At 68.1% G+C, this 24,267-nt stretch carries 18 protein-coding genes; 7 read left to right on the top strand and 11 right to left on the bottom strand.

The window, feature by feature from the left end; all coding sequences use genetic code 11:
• Window positions 1-331: 331 nt before the first annotated feature.
• Complete coding sequence (adhP, locus tag LT948_RS29440) at window positions 332-1,360, top strand: alcohol dehydrogenase AdhP (protein WP_003111449.1); 1,029 nt, start codon at window positions 332-334, stop codon at window positions 1,358-1,360.
• A 36-nt stretch (window positions 1,361-1,396) separates the two neighbouring features.
• Here adhP and LT948_RS29435 read toward each other — a convergent pair whose 3' ends face one another.
• Window positions 1,397-2,305, bottom strand: coding sequence for a LysR substrate-binding domain-containing protein (locus tag LT948_RS29435; protein ID WP_003096819.1), 909 nt, complete (start codon window positions 2,303-2,305; stop codon window positions 1,397-1,399).
• A 175-nt stretch (window positions 2,306-2,480) separates the two neighbouring features.
• On the opposite strand from LT948_RS29435, the gene aspA reads away from it, so the two are divergent.
• Window positions 2,481-3,905: an aspartate ammonia-lyase gene (gene aspA / locus LT948_RS29430; RefSeq protein ID WP_003096822.1), complete on the top strand. Its 1,425-nt coding sequence runs from the start codon at window positions 2,481-2,483 to the stop codon at window positions 3,903-3,905.
• Window positions 3,906-4,268: 363 nt separating this feature from the next.
• Here the strand turns inward: aspA and LT948_RS29425 are convergent, their stop codons facing one another.
• Both LT948_RS29425 and pdxR read right to left on the bottom strand, forming a co-directional pair.
• The gene (locus tag LT948_RS29425) at window positions 4,269-5,483 is read right to left on the bottom strand and encodes a YeeE/YedE family protein (protein ID WP_003106317.1); all 1,215 of its coding nucleotides are present in this window, start codon (window positions 5,481-5,483) and stop codon (window positions 4,269-4,271) included.
• 36 nt (window positions 5,484-5,519) lie between these two features.
• Entirely contained in the window at window positions 5,520-6,995 is a 1,476-nt protein-coding gene (pdxR, locus tag LT948_RS29420) for a MocR-like pyridoxine biosynthesis transcription factor PdxR (protein ID WP_034049212.1), read from the bottom strand.
• Window positions 6,996-7,122: 127 nt separating this feature from the next.
• On the opposite strand from pdxR, the gene LT948_RS29415 reads away from it, so the two are divergent.
• Together LT948_RS29415 and LT948_RS29410 are read left to right on the top strand one after the other, a co-directional pair.
• A complete protein-coding gene (locus LT948_RS29415) occupies window positions 7,123-7,572 on the top strand; it encodes a GNAT family N-acetyltransferase (RefSeq protein ID WP_034049214.1) in 450 nt (149 codons plus the stop codon).
• Between the two features lie 8 nt (window positions 7,573-7,580).
• Window positions 7,581-8,255: a GNAT family N-acetyltransferase gene (locus tag LT948_RS29410; protein ID WP_034049216.1), complete on the top strand. Its 675-nt coding sequence runs from the start codon at window positions 7,581-7,583 to the stop codon at window positions 8,253-8,255.
• A 24-nt stretch (window positions 8,256-8,279) separates the two neighbouring features.
• Here the strand turns inward: LT948_RS29410 and mtr are convergent, their stop codons facing one another.
• From mtr to LT948_RS29395, 3 genes are all read right to left on the bottom strand, one after another.
• Window positions 8,280-9,533, bottom strand: coding sequence for a tryptophan permease (mtr, locus tag LT948_RS29405; RefSeq protein WP_024947902.1), 1,254 nt, complete (start codon window positions 9,531-9,533; stop codon window positions 8,280-8,282).
• Window positions 9,534-9,713: 180 nt separating this feature from the next.
• Window positions 9,714-11,537, bottom strand: a complete 1,824-nt coding sequence (gene oadA / locus LT948_RS29400) for a sodium-extruding oxaloacetate decarboxylase subunit alpha (protein ID WP_003105555.1) — start codon at window positions 11,535-11,537, stop codon at window positions 9,714-9,716.
• 15 nt (window positions 11,538-11,552) lie between these two features.
• A complete protein-coding gene (locus tag LT948_RS29395) occupies window positions 11,553-12,968 on the bottom strand; it encodes an acetyl-CoA carboxylase biotin carboxylase subunit (protein ID WP_073657447.1) in 1,416 nt (471 codons plus the stop codon).
• Window positions 12,969-13,181: 213 nt separating this feature from the next.
• On the opposite strand from LT948_RS29395, the gene pycR reads away from it, so the two are divergent.
• Window positions 13,182-14,117: a LysR family transcriptional regulator PycR gene (gene pycR / locus LT948_RS29390; protein WP_003121355.1), complete on the top strand. Its 936-nt coding sequence runs from the start codon at window positions 13,182-13,184 to the stop codon at window positions 14,115-14,117.
• Here the strand turns inward: pycR and LT948_RS29385 are convergent.
• Window positions 14,071-14,286 (bottom strand): PA3496 family putative envelope integrity protein, encoded by a 216-nt coding sequence (locus tag LT948_RS29385; protein WP_003105559.1) that lies wholly within the window; start codon window positions 14,284-14,286, stop codon window positions 14,071-14,073. The genes pycR and LT948_RS29385 overlap by 47 nt on opposite strands.
• 106 nt (window positions 14,287-14,392) lie before the next feature.
• Window positions 14,393-15,274, bottom strand: coding sequence for a transcriptional regulator HexR (hexR, locus tag LT948_RS29380; RefSeq protein ID WP_003096857.1), 882 nt, complete (start codon window positions 15,272-15,274; stop codon window positions 14,393-14,395).
• Between the two features lie 85 nt (window positions 15,275-15,359).
• Here hexR and zwf point away from each other — a divergent pair, with 85 nt between their 5' ends.
• Window positions 15,360-16,826, top strand: a complete 1,467-nt coding sequence (gene zwf / locus LT948_RS29375; protein WP_003096859.1) for a glucose-6-phosphate dehydrogenase — start codon at window positions 15,360-15,362, stop codon at window positions 16,824-16,826.
• 80 nt (window positions 16,827-16,906) lie between these two features.
• On the top strand, window positions 16,907-18,301 hold the full coding sequence (trhP, locus tag LT948_RS29370) for a prephenate-dependent tRNA uridine(34) hydroxylase TrhP (protein ID WP_034049218.1): 1,395 nt from the start codon (window positions 16,907-16,909) through the stop codon (window positions 18,299-18,301).
• Here the strand turns inward: trhP and LT948_RS29365 are convergent.
• From LT948_RS29365 to LT948_RS29355, 3 genes are read right to left on the bottom strand one after another with little or no spacing between them, the layout of a single operon-like run.
• On the bottom strand, window positions 18,295-19,020 hold the full coding sequence (locus LT948_RS29365) for a DUF3142 domain-containing protein (protein WP_003096864.1): 726 nt from the start codon (window positions 19,018-19,020) through the stop codon (window positions 18,295-18,297). The genes trhP and LT948_RS29365 overlap by 7 nt on opposite strands.
• Window positions 19,017-21,221 (bottom strand): outer membrane assembly lipoprotein YfiO, encoded by a 2,205-nt coding sequence (locus LT948_RS29360; protein ID WP_073657446.1) that lies wholly within the window; start codon window positions 21,219-21,221, stop codon window positions 19,017-19,019. Before LT948_RS29360 ends, LT948_RS29365 begins: the two co-directional genes overlap by 4 nt.
• 58 nt (window positions 21,222-21,279) lie before the next feature.
• Window positions 21,280-24,135, bottom strand: coding sequence for a putative bifunctional diguanylate cyclase/phosphodiesterase (locus LT948_RS29355; RefSeq protein WP_003110347.1), 2,856 nt, complete (start codon window positions 24,133-24,135; stop codon window positions 21,280-21,282).
• Between the last annotated feature and the right edge of the window lie 132 nt (window positions 24,136-24,267).

The raw sequence follows: 24,267 nt of genomic DNA, 5'->3' as shown, positions 1-24,267 counted from the left end.
AATGCGCCGTCCGGCGCGTCAGAAACCAACAAGCCACGCTTCGTCGAGGGGCGTGGCTTGTACTGGGCCGAGCCGGCGGGCAGTGCCGGTTCGAAGGCGGCGCAGTATACCGCAAAGGCAGGCCGGGCGCGCGCCGGGGGCTACCGTCCGTCCCGTTTTTTCGCGCCATGGCGGGAAACTTGCCGCAACTCAATGCGCGCCTGCCACGAGCGGCCAGACTGGTTGTCGCGGCGCGCTCCGAGGGAGCGGCGGCCGCGCCGGTTCCGCAGCCTGTCGCGGTGCCCGTCAAAGGCACCGCGACAGGCGCTCAGCCCCGTCCAAGGAGATGACCATGACCCTGCCACAGACCATGAAAGCCGCGGTCGTGCACGCCTACGGCGCGCCGCTGCGGATCGAGGAAGTCAAGGTTCCGCTGCCCGGCCCCGGGCAGGTACTGGTGAAGATCGAAGCCTCCGGCGTCTGCCACACCGACCTGCACGCTGCCGAGGGCGACTGGCCGGTGAAGCCGCCGTTGCCGTTCATTCCCGGTCACGAAGGCGTCGGCTACGTCGCCGCGGTGGGCAGCGGAGTGACCCGGGTGAAGGAAGGCGACCGGGTCGGCATCCCCTGGCTGTACACCGCCTGCGGCTGCTGCGAGCACTGCCTGACCGGCTGGGAGACCCTCTGCGAGAGCCAGCAGAACACCGGCTACTCGGTGAACGGCGGCTATGCCGAATACGTATTGGCCGACCCGAACTACGTCGGAATTCTGCCGAAAAACGTCGAATTCGCTGAAATCGCGCCGATCCTCTGCGCCGGCGTCACCGTCTACAAGGGGCTCAAGCAGACCAACGCGCGCCCCGGCCAGTGGGTGGCGATCTCCGGCATCGGCGGCCTCGGCCACGTCGCCGTGCAGTACGCCAGGGCCATGGGCCTGCACGTCGCCGCCATCGACATCGACGACGCCAAGCTGGAACTGGCGCGCAAGCTCGGTGCCAGCCTGACGGTCAACGCCCGGCAGGAAGACCCGGTGGAGGCGATCCAGCGCGACATCGGCGGCGCCCACGGGGTGCTGGTCACCGCGGTATCCAACAGCGCCTTCGGCCAGGCCATCGGCATGGCCCGCCGCGGCGGCACCATTGCCCTGGTCGGCCTGCCGCCGGGTGACTTCCCGACGCCGATCTTCGACGTGGTGCTCAAGGGCCTGCACATCGCCGGCTCCATCGTCGGCACCCGCGCGGACCTGCAGGAAGCCCTCGACTTTGCCGGCGAAGGCCTGGTCAAGGCGACCATCCATCCGGGCAAGCTGGACGACATCAACCAGATCCTCGACCAGATGCGCGCCGGGCAGATCGAGGGGCGCATCGTCCTCGAGATGTGACCTGCGGGGCGGCGTCCCGGCGCCGCCCTTGCCTGTCTACTCGACGCTGCCCAGCCCGCCTTCCAGCTTGCGCCAGAGCAGGCGGATCGCCGCCTTGCGCACCAGCGCGCAGCGGTACAGGCGGATTTCCTGCGGCACGAACCATTGCGGCCCGCCACAGATCGCCAGTTCGCCGCGCTCCAGTTCGTTGACCACGCTCAGCCGTGGCACCCAGGCCACGCCCATGCCTTGCAGCGCCATGCTCTTCAGGCTGTCGGCCATCGCCGTCTCGTAGACCGTGGTGTAGCGCAGGTTGCGCTGGCGCAGCAGCAGGTTGACCCCGCGACCGAGGAAGGCGCTGGCGCTGTAGGCGAGCAGCGGCACGCTCTGGCCGTTCTCCAGGTCGAACAGCGGCTGGCCCTCGGCGTTCACCGCGCAAACCGGCAGCATCTCGGTGCGCCCCAGGTGCAGCGAGGGGAAGATCTCCGGGTCCATCTGCAACGCGGCGTCAGGGTCGTAGAACGCCAGCATCAGGTCGCAGCTACCCTCGCGCAGGGAATGCACCGCCTCGCCGACGTTGGTGGCGATCAGCCGGCTGGCGATGTTCAGCCCCTCGTTGCGCAGCCGCGCGATCCACTGCGGGAAGAAGCCCAGCGCCAGCGAGTGGGCGGCGGCGAACTGCAGCACCTCGCCCTGCCCGCCTTCCAGGTGGTGCAGGTGGCGCACCACCTGGCCGAGCTGCTCGACCACGCTGCGCGCGGTGACCAGGAACAGCTGCCCGGCCTCGGTCAGTTCCACCGGCGTGCGCTGGCGATTCACCAGGGTCAGGCCGAGGGCGTCCTCCAGGCTGCGGATGCGCCGGCTGAAGGCCGGCTGGGTGACGAAGCGTTTCTCCGCCGCCTGGGAAAAGCTGCGGGTGCCGGCCAGGGCGATGAAATCCTCCAGCCACTTCAGTTCGAGGTTCACGACGGGAAAGGCTCCGGTAATGCGATGACACGTCCGCCATCATACCAGCGTCACATCCAACATTATGCCGTTTGTGCATGAGGCAGCGTTTAACAGCATTGGCCACGAAATCGTCACATCCTTAGTCTAGTGGGCATCGCGGCACTGGCCGTGTCCCTCTGAGACAAATCCCGTCATGTCCCCCGTTGCATCTTCCCGTATCGAGAAAGACCTGCTCGGCACCCTCGAAGTGCCCGCTGACGCCTACTACGGCATCCAGACCCTGCGCGCCGTGAACAACTTCCGCCTCTCCGGGGTGCCGCTGTCGCACTACCCGAAGCTGGTCGTTGCCCTGGCCATGGTCAAGCAGGCCGCCGCCGACGCCAACCGTCAGCTCGGCCATCTCCCGGAAGACAAGCACGCCGCCATCAGCGAGGCCTGCGCCCGCCTGATCCGCGGCGATTTCCACGAGCAGTTCGTGGTGGACATGATCCAGGGCGGCGCCGGCACCTCCACCAACATGAACGCGAACGAAGTGATCGCGAACATCGCGCTGGAAGCCATGGGCCACACCAAGGGTGAGTACAAGTACCTGCACCCGAACAACGATGTGAACATGGCGCAGTCGACCAACGACGCCTACCCGACCGCCATCCGCCTGGGCCTGCTGCTCGGCCACGACACCCTGCTGGCCAGCCTCGACAGCCTGATCCAGGCCTTCGCCGCCAAGGGCGTCGAATTCGCCGGCGTACTGAAGATGGGCCGCACCCAGTTGCAGGACGCCGTGCCGATGACCCTCGGCCAGGAATTCCACGCTTTCGCCACCACCCTCGGCGAAGACCTCGACCGCCTGCGTCGCCTGGCGCCGGAGCTGCTCACCGAAGTGAACCTCGGTGGCACCGCCATCGGCACCGGCATCAACGCCGACCCCGGCTACCAGAAGCTCGCCGTCGAGCGCCTGGCCGCCATCAGCGGGCAGCCGCTGAAGCCGGCCGCCGACCTGATCGAAGCCACCTCCGACATGGGCGCCTTCGTGCTGTTCTCCGGCATGCTCAAGCGCACCGCGGTCAAGCTGTCGAAGATCTGCAACGACCTGCGCCTGCTCTCCAGCGGCCCGCGCACCGGCATCAACGAGATCAACCTGCCGCCGCGCCAGCCGGGCAGTTCGATCATGCCGGGCAAGGTCAACCCGGTGATCCCGGAAGCGGTCAACCAGGTCGCTTTCGAAGTGATCGGCAACGACCTCGCCCTGACCCTGGCGGCCGAAGGCGGCCAGTTGCAACTGAACGTGATGGAGCCGCTGATCGCCTACAAGATCTTCGACTCGATCCGCCTGCTGCAACGCGCCATGGACATGCTCCGCGAGCACTGCATCACCGGCATCACCGCCAACGTCGAGCGCTGCCACGAACTGGTCGAGCACAGCATCGGCCTGGTCACCGCGCTGAACCCGTACATCGGCTACGAGAACTCCACGCGGATCGCCAAGACCGCCCTGGAGAGCGGCCGCGGCGTACTGGAACTGGTACGCGAGGAAAAGCTGCTGGACGAGGCCACCCTGGCCGACATCCTGCTGCCGGAAAACATGATCGCGCCGCGCCTGATTCCGCTGCGCGCCTGATCCGATACGAGATCGAGCGCGCCCAGGTCCGGCTGTCGACGCAGCCGGGCCGCAGCACAGCCGATCGAAGAAGGCTCACCGGTAGAGGGGGAGTACTACCCCCTCGACCTTTAGGGATGGATACCCTTCATCCCTTCTTTTATACCCGGCGCCCCGGCCCAGCCGCGGCGCCACGCTCACCGGTCGAGAGGGATACCAACTTTCCCTCTCTACACTCTGAGGGACACGGCGACCTGCGGTGTCCCTTCTTTTTTTCACCGCTCAGGACGGCCCGCAGATCTTCCCCGTTGCCGAGGTGTTGTGTGGCTGCGCTCACCTGTGGATAACGTCCGCGTCATACGTCCTACGAAGGCATATCCCCTCTCAACACCCCGTCAACCCTTGCTCCCGCCGCTCCTCCGGGAAGAAATAGGGCCTCAATACCCGTACCCCGACGCTGTTGCCGGCAAACGCCGCCACCAACCACAACCAGCCATGCAGGCTGCCGGAAGCGATCCCGCTGAAATACGCGCCGATGTTGCAGCCATAGGCCAGGCGCGCGCCGTAGCCGAGCAGCAGCCCGCCGATCACCGCCGCCGCCAGCGAACGGCGCGGGATGTCCAGGTTCGGCGCGAAGCGTCCGGCCAGGCCGGCGGCGAGCAGCGCGCCGAGGACGATGCCGATGTCCATCACGCTGGTGATGTCTTCCCACAGCGGCGCGGCCAGCGCCTTGGCGTTCGCCGGCGTCTGCCAGAAGGCCCAGGCGCCGACGTCCAGGCCCACGCCCTGGGCGATCTTCGCGCCCCACAGGGCGAAGGCCGACGTGATGCCCCAGGGGCGTCCGGCGAGGTACAGGGTGAGGAAGTTGAGCAGCGCCAGCGCCAACGCGCCCCAGACCAGCGGCCAGGGGCCGCGGAGGAAGCGCCGCCAACCCCGCCATTCGGCGCTCGGCGGGGTTTCCAGGGTGCCGTGGCGGGCCTTCTCCATGCGTACCGTGACCCCGGCGATGCCGATGAACACCGCCAGGCTCAACACCAGCGCCGGTGCCAGGCCCAGTTCGGCGACCAGCGAGATCGGCGGCAGCGACGGCAGGGCGAACCACCAGCCGACATGCTGGGTGGCGATCAGCGAGCCGAGGATGAAGAACAGCAGGGTCACCAGCATCCGCGCGTTGCCACCGCCGACGGTGAACAGGGTGCCGGAGGCGCAGCCGCCGCCCAGTTGCATGCCGATGCCGAAAATGAAGGCGCCGACGATCACCGAAGTGCCGACCGGCGAGACGAAACCGCTCACCGGCTGGCCGAACAGGCTGCCCGCCGCCAGCGCCGGGAAGAACAGCAGCACCGCCAGCGCCAGCATCACCATCTGCGCGCGCAGCCCGGCGCCGCGCCGTTCGCGGATGAATACCCGCCAGGCGGAGGTGAAGCCGAAGGCGGCGTGGTAGAGGGTCAGGCCCAGGGCGCCGCCGACGATGAAGAGGATGGCCTGGCGCGCGCTGACCGCGTTGAACAGGAACAGCCCGCCGAGCACCAGCAGGGCGAAGGCGATCAGGGGGGCGGCGAGCTTGCGCTCGGGCGCGGCGGAAAGGGCGACACTCATGGCTACTCCTGGGCGCGAGGGTGATCCGGGGGCATTCTAGTCAGTCGCGACGACGGGTCCAACCAGGGCCTCCCGCCGCCAGGCCTTGCGCAACGCCCGCAGCGCCTCGTCGATACGCGCCTCGGGTACTGCCGCGAAGCCCAGCACCAGGCCCGCGCGGTCGTCTGGCGCAACGCTGGAGTCGTCCATCCAGTAGTCGCTCAAGGCGCTGACTTCCACCCCGGCGGCTGCCGCCGCGGCGATCAGGGCCCGCTCGCGCGCCAGGCTGTCGACCCGCACGCACAGGTGCAGCCCCGCCTCCACCGCCGGCAACGGCTGGCAACCCGGCGCCTCTGGCCAGCCCCGCAGCAAGGCGTCGCGGCGGGCGCGGGCGGCGCGGCGCATGCGGCGGACGTGGCGCTGGAAATGCCCCTCGGCGATGAAGTCGGCCATGACCCGCTGGGTGCCCACCTCCGAATGGCGTACCTCGATGGCCCGCCGCTGGCGGAAGCGCTCGACCAGCGCCGGCGGGACCACCAGGTAGCCCAGGCGCAACGCCGGGAAGGCGATCTTGCAGAAGGTCCCGACGTAGAGCACCCGGCCCTGTCGGTCCAGCGCGGCCAGCGGCGCCAGCGGCGTACCGCTGTAGCGATACTCGCCGTCGTAGTCGTCCTCGACGATCCAGCCGTCGGCGCGCTCGGCCCACTCCAGCAGCTCCAGGCGCCGCGCCAGCGACAGGGTGACGCCGGTGGGGTACTGGTGTGACGGCGTGACATAGGCCAGGCGGCAGCCGGCGATGCCCGCGAGCCGGTCGCTGCGCAGGCCCTCGGCGTCGAGGTCGATCCCGTGCGGTATCGCGCCGGTCGCGGCGAAGGCCAGGCGCGCCGCGCGGTAGCCAGGGTTTTCCACAGCCACCGGATCGCCGTTCTCGAGCAACACCTGGGCGCACAGGCGGATGGCCTGCTGCGCGCCATGGGTGACGATCACCTGTTCCGCCTCGCAGCGCAGGCCGCGCGCGCTGCGCAGGTAGGCGGCGATCAGCTCGCGCAGGCGCGCCTCGCCGGCCGGGTCGCCGTAGCCCAGGCAGTCCGCCGGCGGGTTGCGCCAGAAGCGCGCCTGTAGCCGCGCCCAGGTGTCGAAGGGGAACAGGTCGAAGGCCGGCACGCCGACGCGGAACGCTCGCGGCGCGCCTTCCGGCGGCGGCGCCAGGGCCGCCGGGCCGCGCGGCGCGGGAGCGCTCGGGGCGACGGCAGGGGCCCTGCCTGGGATTTCCTGCAACTCGGCAACGTAGGTGCCGTCGCCAGTGCGCCCGTCGATATAGCCCTCGGCGTGCAACTGTTCATAGGCCCGCACCACGGTGTTGCGCGAGACCTTCAGGGCCTGGGCCAGCTCGCGGCTGGCGGGCATCCGCGTGCGGCTGCCGAGGCGGCCGTCGAGGATCCGTTCGCGCAGCGCGGCGTAGAGCTGGCGGGCCAGGCCCTGGGCGGGGTCGAGGTGGATACCGGCGGCATCGAAGGGCAGTACGGTGGCCATGGCGGTCTCGGAGGGAAGAAAGCGCCAGTGTGGATTGGACCTGTGGAATTGACCAGCAATGGATCTTCTAGCGGACCATTTCCCGGCCTAGTCTGGAGGCACCTTTACCCGGACATGGAACCGAGCCATGAGCACGTCCCTGCAGATTCGTCCCGTCGGCGCCGCCGACCACGCCGACTGGCTGCCGCTGTGGGAGGGCTACCAGCGCTTCTACAAGACCGAGATCGCCGCCGCTACCAGCGACGCCACCTGGCAGCGCTTCCTCGACGCCGACGAACCGATGAACGCCGCCCTCGCCTGGCTCGACGAGCGCGCCGTGGGCCTGGTGCACTGGATCTACCACCGCTCCTGCTGGACCGTCGGCGACTACTGCTACCTGCAGGACCTGTTCGTCGCCGAGGGCCTGCGCGGCGAAGGCATAGGGCGCCGGCTGATCGAGCATGTCTACGCCGAGGCCGGCGCCGCTGGCTGTTCGCGGGTGCACTGGCTGACCCACGAGAGCAACAGCGACGCGATGAAGCTGTACGAGCGCATCGCCGACAAGTCCGGTTTCCTCCAGTACCGCAGGATTCTCTGAGGCCCACCATGCGCGAACCCTTGAACTGGCGCCCCGTCGCCACTCCGCCCCACGCCCCGCTCGACGGCCGCTTCGTCAAGCTCGAACCGCTCGATCCGCAACACCACGGCGACGACCTGTGGGACGCCCTGCAAGGGCCTGGCGCCGACCCGCTGCTGTGGGAATACCTGGCCTACGGCCCGTTCGCCGAGCGCACGGCGTTCGACGCCTGGCTGGCCGGCCAGGCGACCAGCCGCGACCCGCTGTTCTTCGCCGTGCGCGAGCGGCGCACGCAGCGCGCCGTCGGCCTGCTCAGCTACCTGCGGATCACGCCGAAGGATGGCGTCATCGAAATCGGCCATATCGCCTTCGGCGCGCCGATGCAGCGCACGCCGGGGTCTACCGAGGCGGTCTACCTGCTAGCCGAACTCGCCCTCGGCCGCCTCGGCTACCGCCGCCTGGAGTGGAAGTGCAATGCCGGCAACGCCCGCTCGATGCGCGCCGCCGAGCGCCTGGGCTTCACCTACGAAGGCACCTTCCGCCAGCACATGGTGGTCAAGCAGCGCAACCGCGACACCGCCTGGTTCTCCCTGCTCGACAGCGAATGGCCGGCGCGACGGGCGGCGTTCGAGCGCTGGCTCGATCCTTCCAACTTCGACGCCGAAGGCCGCCAACGACAGACGCTGGAGGCGCTGCGCGGCTAGCCCCTGGCAGGGACTGCCGGTCGCTCAACGGTACTCCGGCAGCCAGTGCAGGCTGGCGAGGATGTGCGCGACCGCGTTGGCCACGCCGAACAGCAGCACCAGCACGATCGCCGGCGTGCCGCCCCAGGCGCGGAACAGCGGGCTGCCGAAGCGCTTGCGCGAGGCCCGCGCCATCAGCGCCGGAACGATCACCGCCCAGAACGCCGCGGCCAGCCCGGCGAAACCGATGGCGTAGATGAAGCCGTTGGGGAACAGCAGCCCGCCGATGGTCGGTGGGACGAAGGTCAGCAACGCGGTCTTGAAACGTCCGAAGTGGCTGTCGTCGAACCTGCACAGGTCGGCCAGGTAGTCGAACAGGCCGAGGGTCACGCCGAGGAAGGAGCTGGCCACCGCCAGGTTGGAGAAGGTGGTGAGCAACGCGTTCAGCGAATCCGACGCGGTGATCCGGTGCAGGTATTCCACCAGGGTGCCGACGTTGCTGCCGCCGGCGATGATGCCCTTGAACTGCTCGCGCGGGATGGTGCCCAGGGTGCTGGCCTGCCACAGCAGGTAGATGGCCAGGGCGATCAGGGTGCCGATCCACAGCGAACGGCTGATCCGCTGCGGGTCCTTGCCGTAGTACTTCATCAGGCTCGGCACGTTGCCGTGGTAGCCGAAGGAGGTCAGGCAGAACGGCAGGGTCGCCAGCAGGTAGGGCCAGTAGACCGCGTCCGGCTCGCCGCTGTTGAACAGGATCGCCGGCTGGATGCGCCCGAGCAGGCCGCTGATGGAGAGGCCGAAGGTAATGATCATGCCGCCGAGCATCAGCGTGGTGATGCGGTCCACCGCGCGGGTGCTCCACCACACCACCAGCGCCACCGCCAGGGCGAACAGCAGCCCGGCGAGCTTTTCCGGCAGGGTCACGCCGAGGCCGCTGGACAGGGTGTAGCCGATGATCGAGCCGCCGCCGGAGATATAGGCATAGGTGAGGATATAGAGGACGAAGGCGATGCTCAGCCCGTTGACCACATTCCAGCTCTGGCCGAGCAGGTCGCGGGTGATGGTCGAGAAGCTCGAGCCCACCGGGTAGTTGAGGTTGGCCTCGAGGATCATCATCCCCGACAGCAGCATGCAGAACCAGGTGAGCAGGAACACCGCCACCGACCAGCCGAACCAGATGCCGGACATGGCGATGGGCAGGGAGAACATTCCGGCGCCGACGGCGGTGCCGGCGATGATCATCGAACCGCCGAGCAGCGAGGGCCGGCGGCTGGGCGTTTGAGCTGGAGAGGACGACACCTGGACTTCCCGATAGTCAGCGCCTGCGGCGCGACGCGCCGTTGGGCAGAGGCGGCATTCTAGGCGGCGCGCGCGCCGGGCGCACCCTGGCAGGGCGAACAGCCGGCCGACGCGGCAACCGATGCCGATAAAAAAAGGGGAGCATCATGCTCCCCCAGGGACTTTAACCGTCTGTCGCGGTCAGCCCGCAATCTCGATCAGGATCTCGCCCGGGTTGACCCGGTCGCCCTTGGCCACGTGGATCGCCTTGACCGTACCGGCGATGCCGGCCTGGACCTCGGTTTCCATCTTCATCGCCTCGGTGATCAGCACCGCCTGGCCGGCCTTGACGCTATCGCCTTCCTTCACCAGCACGTCGACGATGTTGCCCGGCATGGTGGTGCTGACGTGGCCCGGCTCGCTGGCATGCTTGCGGCCGCTGGCGGAGCCGGCGACATATTCGTTGAGCGGCTCGAACACCACTTCTTCCGGCATGCCGTCGATGGACAGGTAGAAGTGCCGCTTGTTGTCGCTCTTCACGCCGACCCCGGTGATGTCGACGCGGTAGGTCTCGCCGTGCACGTCGATGACGAACTCGGTCGGGGTGCCTTCCGCGCCGGCGGCGGCGACACCCTTGCCGGTGGGAATCGGCAGCAGTTCCTCGGGCTTCAGGGTGCCGGCCTCACGCTCTTCGAGGAACTTGCGCCCGATGTCCGGGAACATCGCGTAGGTGAGTACGTCTTCCTCGGACTTGGCCAGGTTGCCGATCTCGCTGCGCAGCTTGTTCAGCTCCGGCTTGATCAGGTCGGCCGGGCGCACGTCGATGACTTCCTCGCTGCCGATGGCCTGGCGCCGCAGTTGCTCGTTGACCTCGCCGGGAGCCTTGCCATAGCGGCCTTGCAGATACAGCTTCACCTCGTTGGTGATGGTCTTGTAGCGCTCGCCGGCGAGCACGTTGAAGAACGCCTGGGTGCCGACGATCTGCGAAGTCGGCGTCACCAGCGGCGGGAAACCGAGGTCGGCGCGGACCCGCGGGATTTCCTCGAGCACCTCGCCCATACGGTTCAGCGCGCCCTGCTCCTTGAGCTGGTTGGCCAGGTTGGAAATCATCCCGCCCGGCACCTGGTTGACCTGCACGCGGGTATCCACGCCGGTGAATTCGCTCTCGAACTGGTGGTACTTCTTGCGCACCGCGTGGAAGTACATGCCGATCTCCTGGATCAGCTCCAGGTCCAGGCCGGTGTCGTAGGGGGTGCCGCGCAGCGCCGCGACCATCGACTCGGTGCCCGGGTGGCTGGTGCCCCAGGCCATGCTGGAGATCGCCGTGTCGATACGGTCGGCGCCGTTTTCCACGGCCTTCAGCTGGCACATGCTGGCGACACCGGCGGTGTCATGGGAATGCACCACCACGTCCAGCGGCAGGGCGTCCTTCAGGGCCTTGACCAGGTCGCCGGTGGCATAGGGGGTGAGCAGGCCGGCCATGTCCTTGATGGCGATGGAGTCGACGCCCATGTCGGCCATCGCCTTGCCCTGGGCGACGAAGGCCTCGATGGTGTGCACCGGGCTGGTGGTGTAGCAGATGGTGCCCTGGGCGTGCTTGCCGGCGGCCTTCACCGCCTCGATGGAGACGCGCAGGTTACGCACGTCGTTCATCGCGTCGAAGATGCGGAACACGTCGATGCCATTGACCGCCGCCTTGGCCACGAAGGCGCGCACCACATCGTCGCTGTAGTGGCGGTAACCGAGCAGGTTCTGCCCGCGCAGGAGCATCTGCAGGCGGGTGTTGGGCAGCGCTGCCTTGAGCTTGCGCAGGCGTTCCCACGGGTCTTCCTTGAGGAAGCGCACGCAGGCGTCGAAGGTGGCGCCGCCCCATACTTCCAGCGACCAGTAGCCGACGCGGTCGAGCTTGTCGCAGATCGGCAGCATGTCCTCGGTGCGCATGCGGGTCGCCAGCAGCGACTGGTGGGCATCGCGCAGGATGGTATCGGTGACGCCGGTCTTCTTCGCTTGGATGGTGTTGCTCATGTTCTGCTCCTTCCCTTACAGGCCGGCGTGGGCCGCGATGGCGGTGGCGATGGCGATGGCCAGGTGCGACGGGTTGCGCTTGATCGAGTACTGGGTCAGTTCCGGGTGGCTTTCGACGAAGCTGGTGTTGAACTGGCCGCTGCGGAATTCCGGGTTGCGGAGGATTTCCTGATAGTACGGCGCGGTGGTCTTGACCCCTTGCACGCGCATGTCGTCGAGGGCGCGCAGGCCGCGATCGAGGGCCTCTTCCCAGGTCAGCGCCCAGACGATCAGCTTCAGGCACATCGAGTCGTAGTACGGCGGGATGGTGTAGCCGGTGTAGATCGCCGTATCGGTACGCACGCCGGGGCCGCCGGGGGCGTAGTAGCGGGTGATCTTGCCGAACGAGGGCAGGAAGTTGTTCTTCGGGTCCTCGGCGTTGATGCGGAACTGCAGGGCGTAGCCGCGATGGACGATGTCGTCCTGCTTGACCGACAGCTCCAGCCCGGAAGCGATGCGGATCTGCTCGCGGACCACGTCGATGCCGGTGATTTCCTCGGTGATGGTGTGCTCCACCTGGACCCGGGTGTTCATCTCCATGAAGTACACCTCGCCGTCGGCGAGCAGGAACTCCACGGTGCCGGCGTTCTCGTAGCCCACCGCCTTGGCCGCGCGCACCGCCAGATCGCCGATGTAGGCGCGCTGCTCGGGGGTGAGCTGCGGGCTCGGGGCGATCTCGATGAGCTTCTGGTTGCGGCGCTGGATCGAGCAGTCGCGCTCGAACAGGTGCACGGTGTTGCCGAAGGAATCGGCGAGGATCTGCGCCTCGATGTGCTTGGGATTGACGATGCACTTCTCGAGGAATACTTCGGCGCTGCCGAAGGCCTTGGTCGCCTCGGAGATCACCCGCGGGAACGCCTGCTCCAGTTCCTCGCGGCTGTTGCAGCGACGGATGCCGCGACCGCCGCCGCCGGAGGTGGCCTTGAGCATCACCGGGTAGCCGATCCGCTCGGCTTCGCGCAGGGCCTCGGCGAGGTCGGCGACGTTACCTTCGGTGCCGGGGGTGCAGGGCACGCCGGCGGCGATCATGCTGCGGCGGGCTTCGGTCTTGTCGCCCATGCGGCGGATCACTTGCGCCGACGGGCCGATGAACTTGATACCGCGCTCGGCGCAGATTTCCGCCAGCTCGGCATTTTCCGAGAGGAAGCCATAGCCGGGGTGCAGGGCGTCGCAGCCGCTTTCCACCGCCAGGTTCACCAGGGCGCGCGGGTTGAGGTAGCCGGCCAGCGGGTCCGCGCCGATGCTGTGGGCTTCGTCGGCGCGCTTGACGTGCAGCGCTTGGCGATCGGCCTCGGAGTAGACGGCCACCGAGCGGATGCCCATCTCGGCGCAGGCGCGCACGATGCGGACGGCGATCTCGCCGCGGTTGGCGATCAGGATCTTCTTGATCACGGAGGTCTCCCTCTTCGGGGTTGGGAACCTGGTACGGTCGATCCGGATATTCCGGTCGCTGCATGACCGGCAGGCAGCTCCCGGTCGCGCTTTTACCCTACCCCCGTGAGGGTGATTAACAAAAATCAATAATTATTGGGATAGCCATTAGAAAAGCTTTATAGTCGCCCGACCGATCTCGGTCAGAGTGTGACTGGAATGCGTAAGTCGTTGATGCGTATGACATTACGGCAGCTTCAGGTTTTTCGTGCCGTATGCGAGAGCCGCTCCTACAGCCGGGCGGCGGAGGAAATGGCCCTGACCCAGCCGGCGGTCAGCTTGCAGATCCGCCAACTGGAAGAGCTGGTCGGCCAGCCGCTGTTCGAGTACGTCGGCAAGAAGCTCTACCTGACCGATGCCGCCGAAGCCCTGCTGAAGACCAGCACCGACCTGTTCCAGCGCCTGGAAAGCCTGGACATGCAGCTCTCGGACCTGAAGGGCTCGCTGCAGGGCCAGTTGCGCCTGGCGGTGGAGTCCAGCGCCAAGTACATCACCCCGCACCTGTTCAAGGCGTTCCAGAACCTGCATCCGGAAGTCAGCCTGAGCCTGACGGTGGTCAACCGCACCCAGGTTATCAAGCGCCTGGCCGACAACCGCGACGACCTGGTGATCATGTCCCTGGTACCGCAGGACATGGCCCTGGAGTTCCTGCCCTTCCTGAACAACCCGATCATCGCCGTGGCGCCGCCGGACCATCCGCTGTGCAACGCCGCGAAGCTGGCCCTGAAGGACCTGGAGCCCTTCCCGCTACTGGTCCGCGAACCGGGCTCGGGCACCCGCAAGGCTTGCGAGGAGTTCTTCCAGCAACGCCGCGCGCACTTCTCGCAGATCCAGGAGATCGCCTCGCTGGAGTCCCTGCGCGAAGGGGTGATCGCCGGCCTCGGCCTGGCCCTGCTGCCGCGCCATGCGGCGCACCAGGAACTGGCCAACGGCCTGCTGCGCGAACTACCGGTGGAGGAATTGCCGCTCTATCGCAGCTGGTGCCTGGTGCACGCCAAGGGCAAGCGCCTGAGCCCGGTGGCCCAGGCGTTCGTCGCCTTCGTCCGCGAGGAGCGGGCGCTGATCAGCCAGCTCGCTGGGCGCTTCGCCGGCCCTGGCGGTTCGAGCTGAGGTAGGCGGCGGCTACCAGCTCGGGGTAGTCGGCCAGTTCCTGGCGCAGGCGCAGTTCTTCGCAGTGGTCCTCGATCGCCCGGCGGAATTGCATGCGCCGCTGGTCTTCGAGCTTGCGGCGGGTTTTCGAATCCACGTGCTGGGCATTGGCATCGCTATGACGGGGCATCTCGCGTCTCCCATGGCCGACTGGCTGGAGTCGCGAGCATCGCGCAGCAATGTGACGGTTTGGCGGCAGGCCGGTGAAGACTGCGTTATGCCTTCCCGGCGGCGCCTCAGGACGGCTCGCCGCGCTCTTCCTGGTTCTTCATCACCTTCGGCGACAGGCGCAGGCTGCGCAGGCTGCGCTTGACGCTCTTGAGGTGGTTGACCAGGTCCGGGCCGCGGGCCATGGCCACGCCCATCGCCAGCACGTCGATCACCACCAGGTGGGCGATGCGCGAGGTCAGCGGGGTGTAGATGTCGGTGTCCTCGTGCACGTCGATCGCCAGGTTGACCGTGGCCAGGTCGGCCAGCGGGGTCTGGCTCGGGCACAGGGTGATCAGCGTGGCGCCGGCCTCGCGGACCAGGTTGGCGGTGATCAGCAGGTCCTTCGAGCGACCCGACTGGGAAATGCAGATGGCCACGTCGCTGGGCTTGAGCGTCACCGCCGACATCGCCTGCATGTGCGGGTCGGAGTAGGCCGCCGCCGACAGCAGCAGGCGGAAGAACTTGTGCTGGGCATCCGAGGCCACCGCGCCGGAAGCGCCGAAGCCGTAGAACTCCACGCGCTGGGCGTGGGCGATGGCGGCGATGGCGCGCTCCAGGGCGTGGGTGTCCAGGTGCTCGCGGACTTCCATCAGGCTGTGCAGCGTGGTGTCGAAGATCTTCAGGCTGAAGTCGGCCACCGAGTCGCTCTCGTGGATCGAGAACTGGCCGAAGCTGGCGCCGGCCGCCAGGCTCTGCGCCAGCTTCAGCTTGAGGTCCTGGAAGCCGCTGCAGCCGATGGCGCGGCAGAAACGCACGATGGTCGGCTCGCTGACCCCGACCCCATGGGCCAGTTCGGCCATGGAGCTGTGCATGACCGACGCCGGATCGTTGAGAACGTGATCGGCGACCTTGAGTTCCGACTTGCGGAGCTGTTGGCGGGACTGGGCTATGTGCTGCAGCAGGTTCACAGGCTGGGCTCGATTCTCTGTAGTAACCTTGTAGTTATACTACAAACAGTCAGCCACGCCCAGCCAACGCCGTCGGGAGCTTGCCTTGAGTACACCAGCCACTCCAACGTCCTGCGACATCCTGGTCTTCGGCGGTACCGGCGACCTGGCCCTGCACAAGCTGCTGCCGGCGCTCTATCGCCTGCACCGGGAGGATCGCCTGCCGGCCGATACGCGGATCTTCGCCCTCGCCCGCAGCGCGCTGGACAACGCCGCCTTCCTCGCCCTCGCCGAGCGCAACGTCCGCGCGGTGGTGGCGCGCAGCGAGTTCGCCGCCGAACAATGGAAAGGCTTCGCCGCGCGCCTCGACTACCTGGCCATGGACGCCTCGCAGAGCGCCGACTTCGGCCGTCTCGCGCGGCACCTGAAGAGCAGCGAGGGCCGAGTGCTGGTGCACTACCTGGCGACCTCGCCGAGCCTGTTCGCGCCGATCGCGCAGAACCTCTCCATCGCCGGCCTCGCCGGGCCGCAAGCGCGCATCGTGCTGGAAAAACCGCTGGGCCATTCGCTGGACTCGGCGCGGGCGATCAACCAGTCCATCGGCCGGGTGTTCGACGAGTCGCGGGTGTTCCGCATCGACCACTACCTGGGCAAGGAAACCGTGCAGAACCTGATGGCCCTGCGCTTCGCCAATGCGTTGTTCGAGCCGGTCTGGCGCGCGGCGCACATCGACCATGTGCAGATCAGCGTCAACGAGACCCTTGGCGTGGAGAACCGCGGCGGCTACTACGACCACGCCGGGGCGATGCGCGACATGGTGCAGAACCATCTGCTCCAGTTGCTCTGCCTGGTGGCGATGGAGGCGCCGGTGCGTTTCGACGCCGAGGCGGTGCGCAACGAGAAGCTCAAGGTGCTGCAGGCGCTGAAACCGATCTCCGGGCTCGACGTGCAGGACAAGACGGTACGCGGCCAGTACGCCGCCGGCAGGATCGGCGGCCAGGAGGTGCCGGCGTACTACTTCGAGAAGAACGTCGACAACGACAGCGATACCGAGACCTTCGTCGCGCTCCAGGCCGAGGTCGAGAACTGGCGCTGGGCCGGGGTGCCGTTCTACCTGCGCACCGGCAAGCGCATGGCGCGCAAGTGCTCGGAAATCGTCATCCAGTTCAAGCCGGTGCCGCACAGCCTGATCGACGGCGGCGGCGGGCCGGCCAACCGCCTGTGGATAAGGTTGCAGCCGGAGGAGCGGATCAGCGTGCAACTGATGGCCAAGACCCCGGGCAAGGGCATGCAACTGGAACCGGTGGAGCTGGACCTCAACCTGGCCGAGGCCCTCAGCCGCAACAAGCGGCGCTGGGACGCCTACGAGCGCCTGCTGCTGGACGTGATCGAGGGCGACTCGACGCTGTTCATGCGCCGCGACGAGGTAGAGGCCGCCTGGGGCTGGGTCGATCCGATCCTCGCCGGCTGGCGCGAGCACTACCAGAGCCCGCGGCCCTACCCGGCCGGCAGCAACGGCCCGGAACAGGCGCAACTGCTGCTGGAACTGCAGGGTCGACGCTGGCTGGAATGACGCGGACATTGATCCGGCTCAGGATCGCCCGGCGCGCGCTCGGCTAGAGTCGCGCGCCCACGTCGTTGCGAGCCCGAACCATGACCGCCACCGCCCTCCGCCCCGAACTGCTGTGCCCCGCCGGCACCCTGAAAAGCATGCGCTATGCCTTCGCCTACGGCGCCGATGCCGTCTACGCCGGGCAGCCGCGCTACAGCCTGCGGGTGCGCAACAACGATTTCGACCACGCCCAACTGGCCGAAGGCATCGCCGAGGCCCACGCGCTCGGCAAGCGCTTCTACGTGGTGGTCAACATCGCCCCGCACAACGCCAAGCTGAAGACCTTCCTGCGCGACCTGGAGCCGGTGGTCGCCATGGGTCCGGATGCGCTGATCATGTCCGATCCCGGCCTGATCATGCTGGTTCGCCAGCATTTCCCGCAGATGCCCATCCACCTGTCGGTGCAGGCCAACGCGGTGAACTGGGCCGCGGTGCAATTCTGGCGGCAGCAGGGCCTGACCCGGGTGATCCTTTCCCGCGAGCTGTCGCTGGAGGAGATCGAGGAAATCCGCCAGCAGGTGCCGGACATGGAGCTGGAAGTGTTCGTCCACGGCGCCTTGTGCATGGCCTATTCCGGGCGCTGCCTGCTGTCCGGCTACATCAACCGCCGCGACCCCAACCAGGGCACCTGCACCAATGCCTGCCGCTGGGAATACAAGGCGGTGGAGGGCCGCGAGGACGAGCTGGGCAACCTGGTGGCGCGGGAGCCGACCCTGGGACGCGGCGCGCCGACCGAGCAGGTGTTCCTCCTCGAGGAAGGCAACCGTCCCGGCGAACCGATGGCCGCCTTCGAGGACGAACACGGCACCTACATCATGAATTCCAAGGACCTCCGCGCCGTACAGCACGTCGAGCGGCTGGCGCGGATCGGCGTGCACTCGCTGAAGATCGAGGGCCGCACCAAGTCCCACTACTATGTGGCGCGCACCGCCCAGGTCTACCGCCAGGCGATCGACGACGCGGCGGCCGGCAAGCCGTTCGACCGCGGTCTGATGGACACCCTGGAGTCCCTCGCCCACCGCGGCTACACCGAGGGCTTCCTGCGCCGCCACGTGCACGACGAGTACCAGAACTACCAGCACGGCCATTCGTTGTCCGAGCGCCAGCAGTTCGTCGGCGAACTCACCGGCGAACGCCGCGACGGCCTGGCCGAGGTGGAGGTGAAGAACCGCTTCCAGCGCGGCGACAGCGTCGAGCTGATGACTCCGCGAGGCAACCTGAGCCTGCGCGTGGAGGACCTGCGCAACGCCGCCGGCGAAGCCATCGAGGTGGCGCCGGGCAATGGCCACGTGGTCTACCTGGCGCTGCCGGAAGGCCTGGACCTGCGCTACGCGTTACTGATGCGCGATCTCCAGCCCGGCCAGGACACCCGCCAGCCGCAGGCCGAACGCAGCGGCGGGTGTGCCGGCAAGGGCGCTTGCGGCTGCGCTCACTGAGGGTTGAGCAGGAACACCACGTAGCCCCTGAACCAGGGGCTCTTTTCCAGGTAGTCGGGGGCTTGCCAGTCGCCGCCCTGGACCAGGCCGATCCGGTACGGCAGCTGCAGGCGGCTGACCCGCGGGAGGTAGGCGGCGTGGTTGGGAATGCTGTGGCGCCCCTGGTAGGTCTGCACCACCACTTCGTCGACCACGCCCTTGAGCCGGTTGATCGCCGCCGGCTCGGCGTTGCTGCCCCAGTCGAGCAGCCCGGTGATGCTCAAGCGGTATTCGCGGGGCAGGCGCCGGCGCAGGTCGCGGAGGAAATCGACGTACTCGTCGAGGTAGCGGGTACGCGCATCGAAGTCGATCTGGATGCCGACCACCGGGTTGCCGGCACGCTTCCAGCGCTGCACCTGGTTCAGCACGGCCTGGTAGATCTGCGGCGTCCAGCGCAGGGTATGGGCGCGGTACACCACCCAGACCTCACCCCGCGCCAGGCGCGGCACCGAGATGCCCTGGGCGATCAGCCGCACGCCCTCGCCGGGGCGCCGGCGCGACTGGCTGATCTGTCCCTGCAGGATGTACAGCGTCTCGGCCCGCGCCAGCACCGGCTGCGGCGCGACGCCGCTCCACAGCCAGAAAGCGCCGTAGTCCTCGGCGCGCACCGCGGCCTCGACGGACGGCAACAGCGGCAGGCCCAGCAACAGGCCCGCCAGCCAGGCTCGCCAGCGCCTCACCAGTAGTACTTCAGTTCCTTGGCCCAGGAGCTGTCGGCGTAGGTCGACTTGAGCGTACGGAACCATTGCTTGCGCTCGGCCTGCGGGATGTCCTGCTGGCCGCAGGTGTTGTAGCCGGCCGGGGCGAAGCAGTTGATCGCGCGGAACAGCGCGTAGGCCTTGTCTTCGCGCGGTGCCTTGGGGTTGTCCATGACCAGGCGATAGCCATCCAGCCGGGAGTACACCGCGCCCTTGAAGCCGCTCGGGGTGCCGCCCAGCTCGTTGGCCTCGGGCTGGCTGTCCAGCGGCATGCCGTCGAGACCGTTGCGCAGGATGAATTCGCCCAGGCAGTTCAGGCCCTTCGGGTCCTTGTCATCGGCGGCCAGCGCCGCGGCCGACTCGGCGATGGCCGGGCAAACGTAGCCGGACTCGGCCTTGTCGCCCGTCCAGCGGAACAGCTCCAGGCTGTTGCCGGCGCCGTAGACATAGCCGAGGCTGGTGCCCAGCTTGGTCTGCGAGGGGGTTTCGCCGAGCAGCGCGAAGTCCTTGCCGAAGTCGGCGAAGCGGCTGCGGCGCAGGTCCTTGTAAAGGAGAGTGAACAGCGCGGTATCGCGCTCTTCCGCCGTCGCCCCCTGCTTGGCCTGGCGGCGCAACAGCGCGGCGTCGGCGACGTTGCGCAGGAGGATGCTGCGCAGCAGCGGCTCCTGGACCGATGAACCTTCGGCGAAGACCTTTTCCAGCTGGCCGCTGCGCTCGTAGTTGAGCGCCAGGGCCAGCTGCAACTGGCCCTTCTGGTACGGCTGCGCGGCCTGCGGCAACAGTTCCAGCCAGAGCGCCTCGGCGGCTTTCCAGTCCTTCTGCTGCTCCAGCGCCAGCCCGCGCAGGGTCTGCTGGCTGAAGCCGACGTAGTCGAGGCTGCCGACCTTTTGCGGCAGCGCTTCGAGGGTCTTCGCCGGGTCCTGGTCGACATAGAAGCGATAGGCCGCCTGCAGGTAGGCGAACAGTTCGGGATGCGCGGCGAAGCTGGCCTGTTGGGCCTGCAGTGTTTCCCAGGTGAAGCTGCGCGGGGTCGACGGATCGTGGGCGCGCATCTGCACCAGGTCGGCCACCGCCAGCAGCAGCGGAGTCTGGATGTCGCCGAGCTGGATACCGGTCAGGAGCTTGTTGTCGACCTCCTGGACCAGGTCTTCCAGGGCCATGTTGCGCTGCCCTTGCTCGGCTTCGGCGAATTGCGCGGCATAGTCCTGGGCCAGCAGCTTCTGGTCGCCGGCCAGCCAGTGCACGCGCCGCTGCAAGCCCTTGGCCGAGGCGGCGTAGAGCCCCTTCGGATACGCCTGCAGGTAGGCCTCGAGGGCGCTGCGGGTCTGTTCCAGGCGAGCCTTGTCGACGTTCTGCAGCTCGGGGAAGCCCATGTCGTCGAAGGCGTTCTGCTGGGCGGCGTTGAGCAGGGTGCGCGCCTGCAGGTACAGGGCGGTTTCCTTCAGCCAGGGCTGCGACACGTCCTGCAACGCCTTGAAGCCCTGTTCGGCTTCGTCGAAGCGGCCGCTGTAGAAGTTGGCCGCAGCCTCCAGGTACGTGGCGAAGGCCCTGCCTGCGGCCGACTCGACGCCTTGCGCGAGCACACCGCCCAGTTCCTCTTGTTCCCAGCCGCAGGCACCGAGCAGCTCCAGGCGGCTGTTGGCCAGTGCCTTGGTCTCCGCCTCGCCCAGCCCGGCGTCACGCACCTGGCGAAGAAACGCCAGCGCGCTGTCCTGGTCGTTGCTGCGGCAGCGGCTGCCCTCGCCCTCGAAGAATTCGGCGCCGGCGATCTTTTCCGGTAGCGCTGCGGCGCCCATCTGCCGGGCCAGTTCGGCGAGCGGCGAGGGCGCTGGCGCAGGCGGCGGTGTCTCCGCCTCGCTCGCCGCCGGCGGCGGCGCGGGCGGCTGGCTGCCGTCGCCGGGCAGCAGGCGGAACAGGCCGAACGGCACCAGGCCGTAGCCTTCGAGCTTCTCTTCCTCCGACGGCGGCGCCTCCACCAGCCGCCAGTGGCCGGCGTCGGCCAGCAGCAGGCGCAGGTTGGCGCGGGTGTCGTTGCCCGGGGCGAGGAACGGCAGGGTATCGCAGACACCGCCGCCGACCAGCGACCAATCGGGATAGCAGGAGTCGTCGCTGCTGGCCTGGGCCAGCGGGGAGAGACCGGCGCCCACCAGCAGGAGGGCGGGAAGAAGCGGCTTCGAGCGCATGAATCGTCCTTAATTCGTGGGAGTCGAAAGTGCTACAGCATACTCCGCCGGATCGCGTTCAACGAGCCTGGCGCAAACCTTCCTCCAGGGCATGGGCCGGCAACGGCCGGCCGATCAGGTAGCCCTGCAGCTCGTCGCAACGTTGGGCCACCAGGAAGTCCCGCTGCTCGATGGTTTCCACGCCTTCGGCGACCACCTTCAGGTCGAGGCTGTGGGCCATGGCGATGATCGCCCGGATGATCGCCGCATCCTCGCTGTTCTGGGTCAGGTCGCGGACGAACGACTGGTCGATCTTCAGGTAGTCCAGCGGCAGGCGCTTCAGGTAGCTGAGCGAGGAATAGCCGGTGCCGAAGTCGTCGACCGACAGCTTCACCCCCATCTCGCGCAACTGGCGGAAGGTCGCCAGGACACTGTCGAGGGCGTCCAGCCACTGACTTTCGGTCAACTCCAGCTCCAGTTGCACCGCCGGCAGGCCGCTGTCGGCCAGCGCCGAGCGCACTACGTCGAGCAGGTCGCCCTGGCGCAACTGGTGGACCGAGAGGTTCACCGAGACCCGCAGGTTCAGGCCCCGCTGGCTCCACTCGGCGGCCTGCAGGCAGGCCCGGCGCAGGACGAATTCGCCGATCTCGCCGATCAACCCGCACTCCTCGGCGAGGCCGATGAAGGTCGACGGCGGGATCATGCCCTCCTCCGGATGGTGCCAGCGCACCAGCGCCTCGACCGAGTCCGGGCGGCCGCTGGCCAGGCACAGCTTGGGCTGGTAATGCACGTCCAGCTGGCCCTCCTCGACCGCCTTGCGCAACCGGGTTTCCAGGCGCAGGCGTTCGAGGGTGCTGTCCTGCAGGTTGTCGCGGAAGAACTGGAAGGTGTTGCCGCCGAGTTGCTTGGCATGTTGCATCGCCAGGTTCGCCTGGCTCATCAGCACGGAGATTTCCCGCGCCTGCTCGGAAAACAGGCTGATCCCCAGCGAGGCGCCGAGGATCAGCTCGTGGCCGAGCACGCTCACCGGCTGGCGCAACTGGACCAGCAGGCGTTCGGCCAGGCGCGACAGGGCCGCGGCGCCGGTGCCGCCATCGAGGAGGATGGCGAACTCGTCGCCGGCCAGACGCGCCAGGGTGTTGGCTTCCGGCGCGGTGCGCCGCAGGCGCTGGGCCATCTCCCTGAGCAACTGGTCGGCGACCTCATGGCCGAGGCTGTCGTTGAGCAGCTTGAAGCGGTCCAGATCGATCAGCAGCAGGGCCAGCCCGCCCTCCTCCTGGCGCGCCCGCTGGGCCGCCTCGTGCAGCCGCTCGCGGAACAACCGGCGGTTGGCCAGGCCGGTCAGTTCGTCGTAGTGCAGCAGATGACGCAGGCGCTCCTCGACGTCGCGGCGGGCACTGAGATCGGTGAAGAAACCGACGATGTGGGTCGCCTCGCCATTGCCGTCGCGCAGCAGGTTGAGCTGCAGCCATTGGGGATAGGGATCGCCATTCTTCCGCGTATCCACCAGTTCGCCCTGCCACTGCCCGTGCTGGCGCAGCTCGGCGCGGATCTGCCGGTAGTGGCGCTGGGCCTCGGGGGTATTCACCAGCAGGCTGGCGTTGCGCCCGACCACGTCCTCGCGGCGATAGCCGGTGATGCGACTGAAGGCCTGGTTGACCGCCAGCAGGTTGTAGGCCGGATCGAGGATCACGATGCTCTCGCTGGCCGCCTCGAACACTGTCGCGGCCAGTTGCTGCTGCTCTTCCAGGCGCTTGCGCGCGCTGATGTCGCTGCGCGTGCCGAGCATCCGCGTCACCCGTCCCCGCGGGTCGCGAGCCATGGCCCGGCCACGATCCTCCAGCCAGCGCCAGCCGCCCTCCCGGTCGCGCACGCGGTACTCCACCCGGTACAGCTCGCTGCGCCCCTTGAGATGTTCGGCGAGGGCGCGACGGATACGCGGCAGGTCGCCGGGGTGGATGCTTTCGATCAGCCTGCGATAGTCCTCGGGACCGTCCCCGGCGTCGCTGAAGACCGCCTCGAGATAGGAATGCTGGACCCGGCCGCTCTCCAGGTTCCAGTCCCACAACCCCAGTTCACTGGCCTCCAGGGCCATGGCCAGGCGCGCCTCGCTCTGGCTGAGCGCCTGGCTGGTCGCGCCAAGCTCCTCGGTGCGCGCCTCCACCCGGCGCTGCAAGGCATCGCGGGCGGCGCGCAGCTCGCGTTCGACCAGGCGTCGCTGGCCGACCTCCTGGGCGAGCTTGCGATTGAGCGCTTCGGCCTCGGCGTTGACGCGCTCCAGGTGCAGGTTCAGCGCCTGGGTCTGGAAGCGTCGCAGCAGCGCGCCCTGCACCAGCCGGTGGATCTGCCCGGCGACCACCAGCAGCGCCACCAGCAGGATCAGGCCGAGCACGCCCCAGCCCTGCAACAGGCTATGCGGCTGTAACAGCAGGAAAACGATGGATGGCAGCAGGCCCGGCAAGGCGAAGGTGAGGAAGGCCGGCAGGCTCACCGCATAGGCGACGCTGGCGGAGAGGATCGCCGCCGCCACCAGGCCGAACACCAGCACCTGCTGGAGGAAGGCATCGGCCGGGACCAGCATGATCACCGCGAACGCCAGGGTCAGGCCCGAGGCGCCGGCGCCGCACAGGAAGGTCCGCCGCCAGTGGCGGCTGGCCTGGCGACGGCTGTCGGCCTGCTGGAAGGCGGCGACCTGCAGCAGGCGCAGGACGGCGAGCAACACCAGCCAGACCAGCCAGCCACCGAGCAGCCAACTGCTGACCTTGCCCCACACCAGGCAGGCGCTGGTCACGCCGCCGAGCAACATGAGCAGGGTCGGCGTGCGCGAGCCGAGATAAAGGAGCCGGGTACGCTCGATGGCAATTTCGCGGGCGTAGAGCCGCAGTACATCGGTGCTGCCGCCCGGCAGCGCCAAGGGCTCGACATGAACGGTCATAGGCGCTTGTTCTTGTAGTGGTTTGCCTTGAAGTGGCCGGAGCATAACCGAGCAGGGGCAGGCTGCCCAAGGCCGGGATAGAGCATTTTTCCGCAGCCAGGCCCGACGCTGCGCCGGCCTGCGCCGAATGGC

The sequence above is a fragment of the Pseudomonas sp. CP-1 genome (genome assembly GCF_021213715.1).
GTDB lineage: Bacteria > Pseudomonadota > Gammaproteobacteria > Pseudomonadales > Pseudomonadaceae > Pseudomonas > Pseudomonas aeruginosa.
Note: the sequence above shows the minus strand (reverse complement) of the source record. Positions and strands in the feature narration are given on the sequence as shown.

Coding starts and splice junctions, on each gene's coding strand:
- adhP (WP_003111449.1), top strand. CDS start 332: ATGACCCTGCCACAGACCATGAAAGCCGCGGTCGTGCACGCCTACGGC.
- aspA (WP_003096822.1), top strand. CDS start 2,481: ATGTCCCCCGTTGCATCTTCCCGTATCGAGAAAGACCTGCTCGGCACC.
- LT948_RS29425 (WP_003106317.1), bottom strand. CDS start 5,483: ATGAGTGTCGCCCTTTCCGCCGCGCCCGAGCGCAAGCTCGCCGCCCCC.
- pdxR (WP_034049212.1), bottom strand. CDS start 6,995: ATGGCCACCGTACTGCCCTTCGATGCCGCCGGTATCCACCTCGACCCC.
- LT948_RS29415 (WP_034049214.1), top strand. CDS start 7,123: ATGAGCACGTCCCTGCAGATTCGTCCCGTCGGCGCCGCCGACCACGCC.
- LT948_RS29410 (WP_034049216.1), top strand. CDS start 7,581: ATGCGCGAACCCTTGAACTGGCGCCCCGTCGCCACTCCGCCCCACGCC.
- oadA (WP_003105555.1), bottom strand. CDS start 11,537: ATGAGCAACACCATCCAAGCGAAGAAGACCGGCGTCACCGATACCATC.
- pycR (WP_003121355.1), top strand. CDS start 13,182: ATGCGTATGACATTACGGCAGCTTCAGGTTTTTCGTGCCGTATGCGAG.
- LT948_RS29385 (WP_003105559.1), bottom strand. CDS start 14,286: ATGCCCCGTCATAGCGATGCCAATGCCCAGCACGTGGATTCGAAAACC.
- trhP (WP_034049218.1), top strand. CDS start 16,907: ATGACCGCCACCGCCCTCCGCCCCGAACTGCTGTGCCCCGCCGGCACC.
- LT948_RS29360 (WP_073657446.1), bottom strand. CDS start 21,221: ATGCGCTCGAAGCCGCTTCTTCCCGCCCTCCTGCTGGTGGGCGCCGGT.
- LT948_RS29355 (WP_003110347.1), bottom strand. CDS start 24,135: ATGACCGTTCATGTCGAGCCCTTGGCGCTGCCGGGCGGCAGCACCGAT.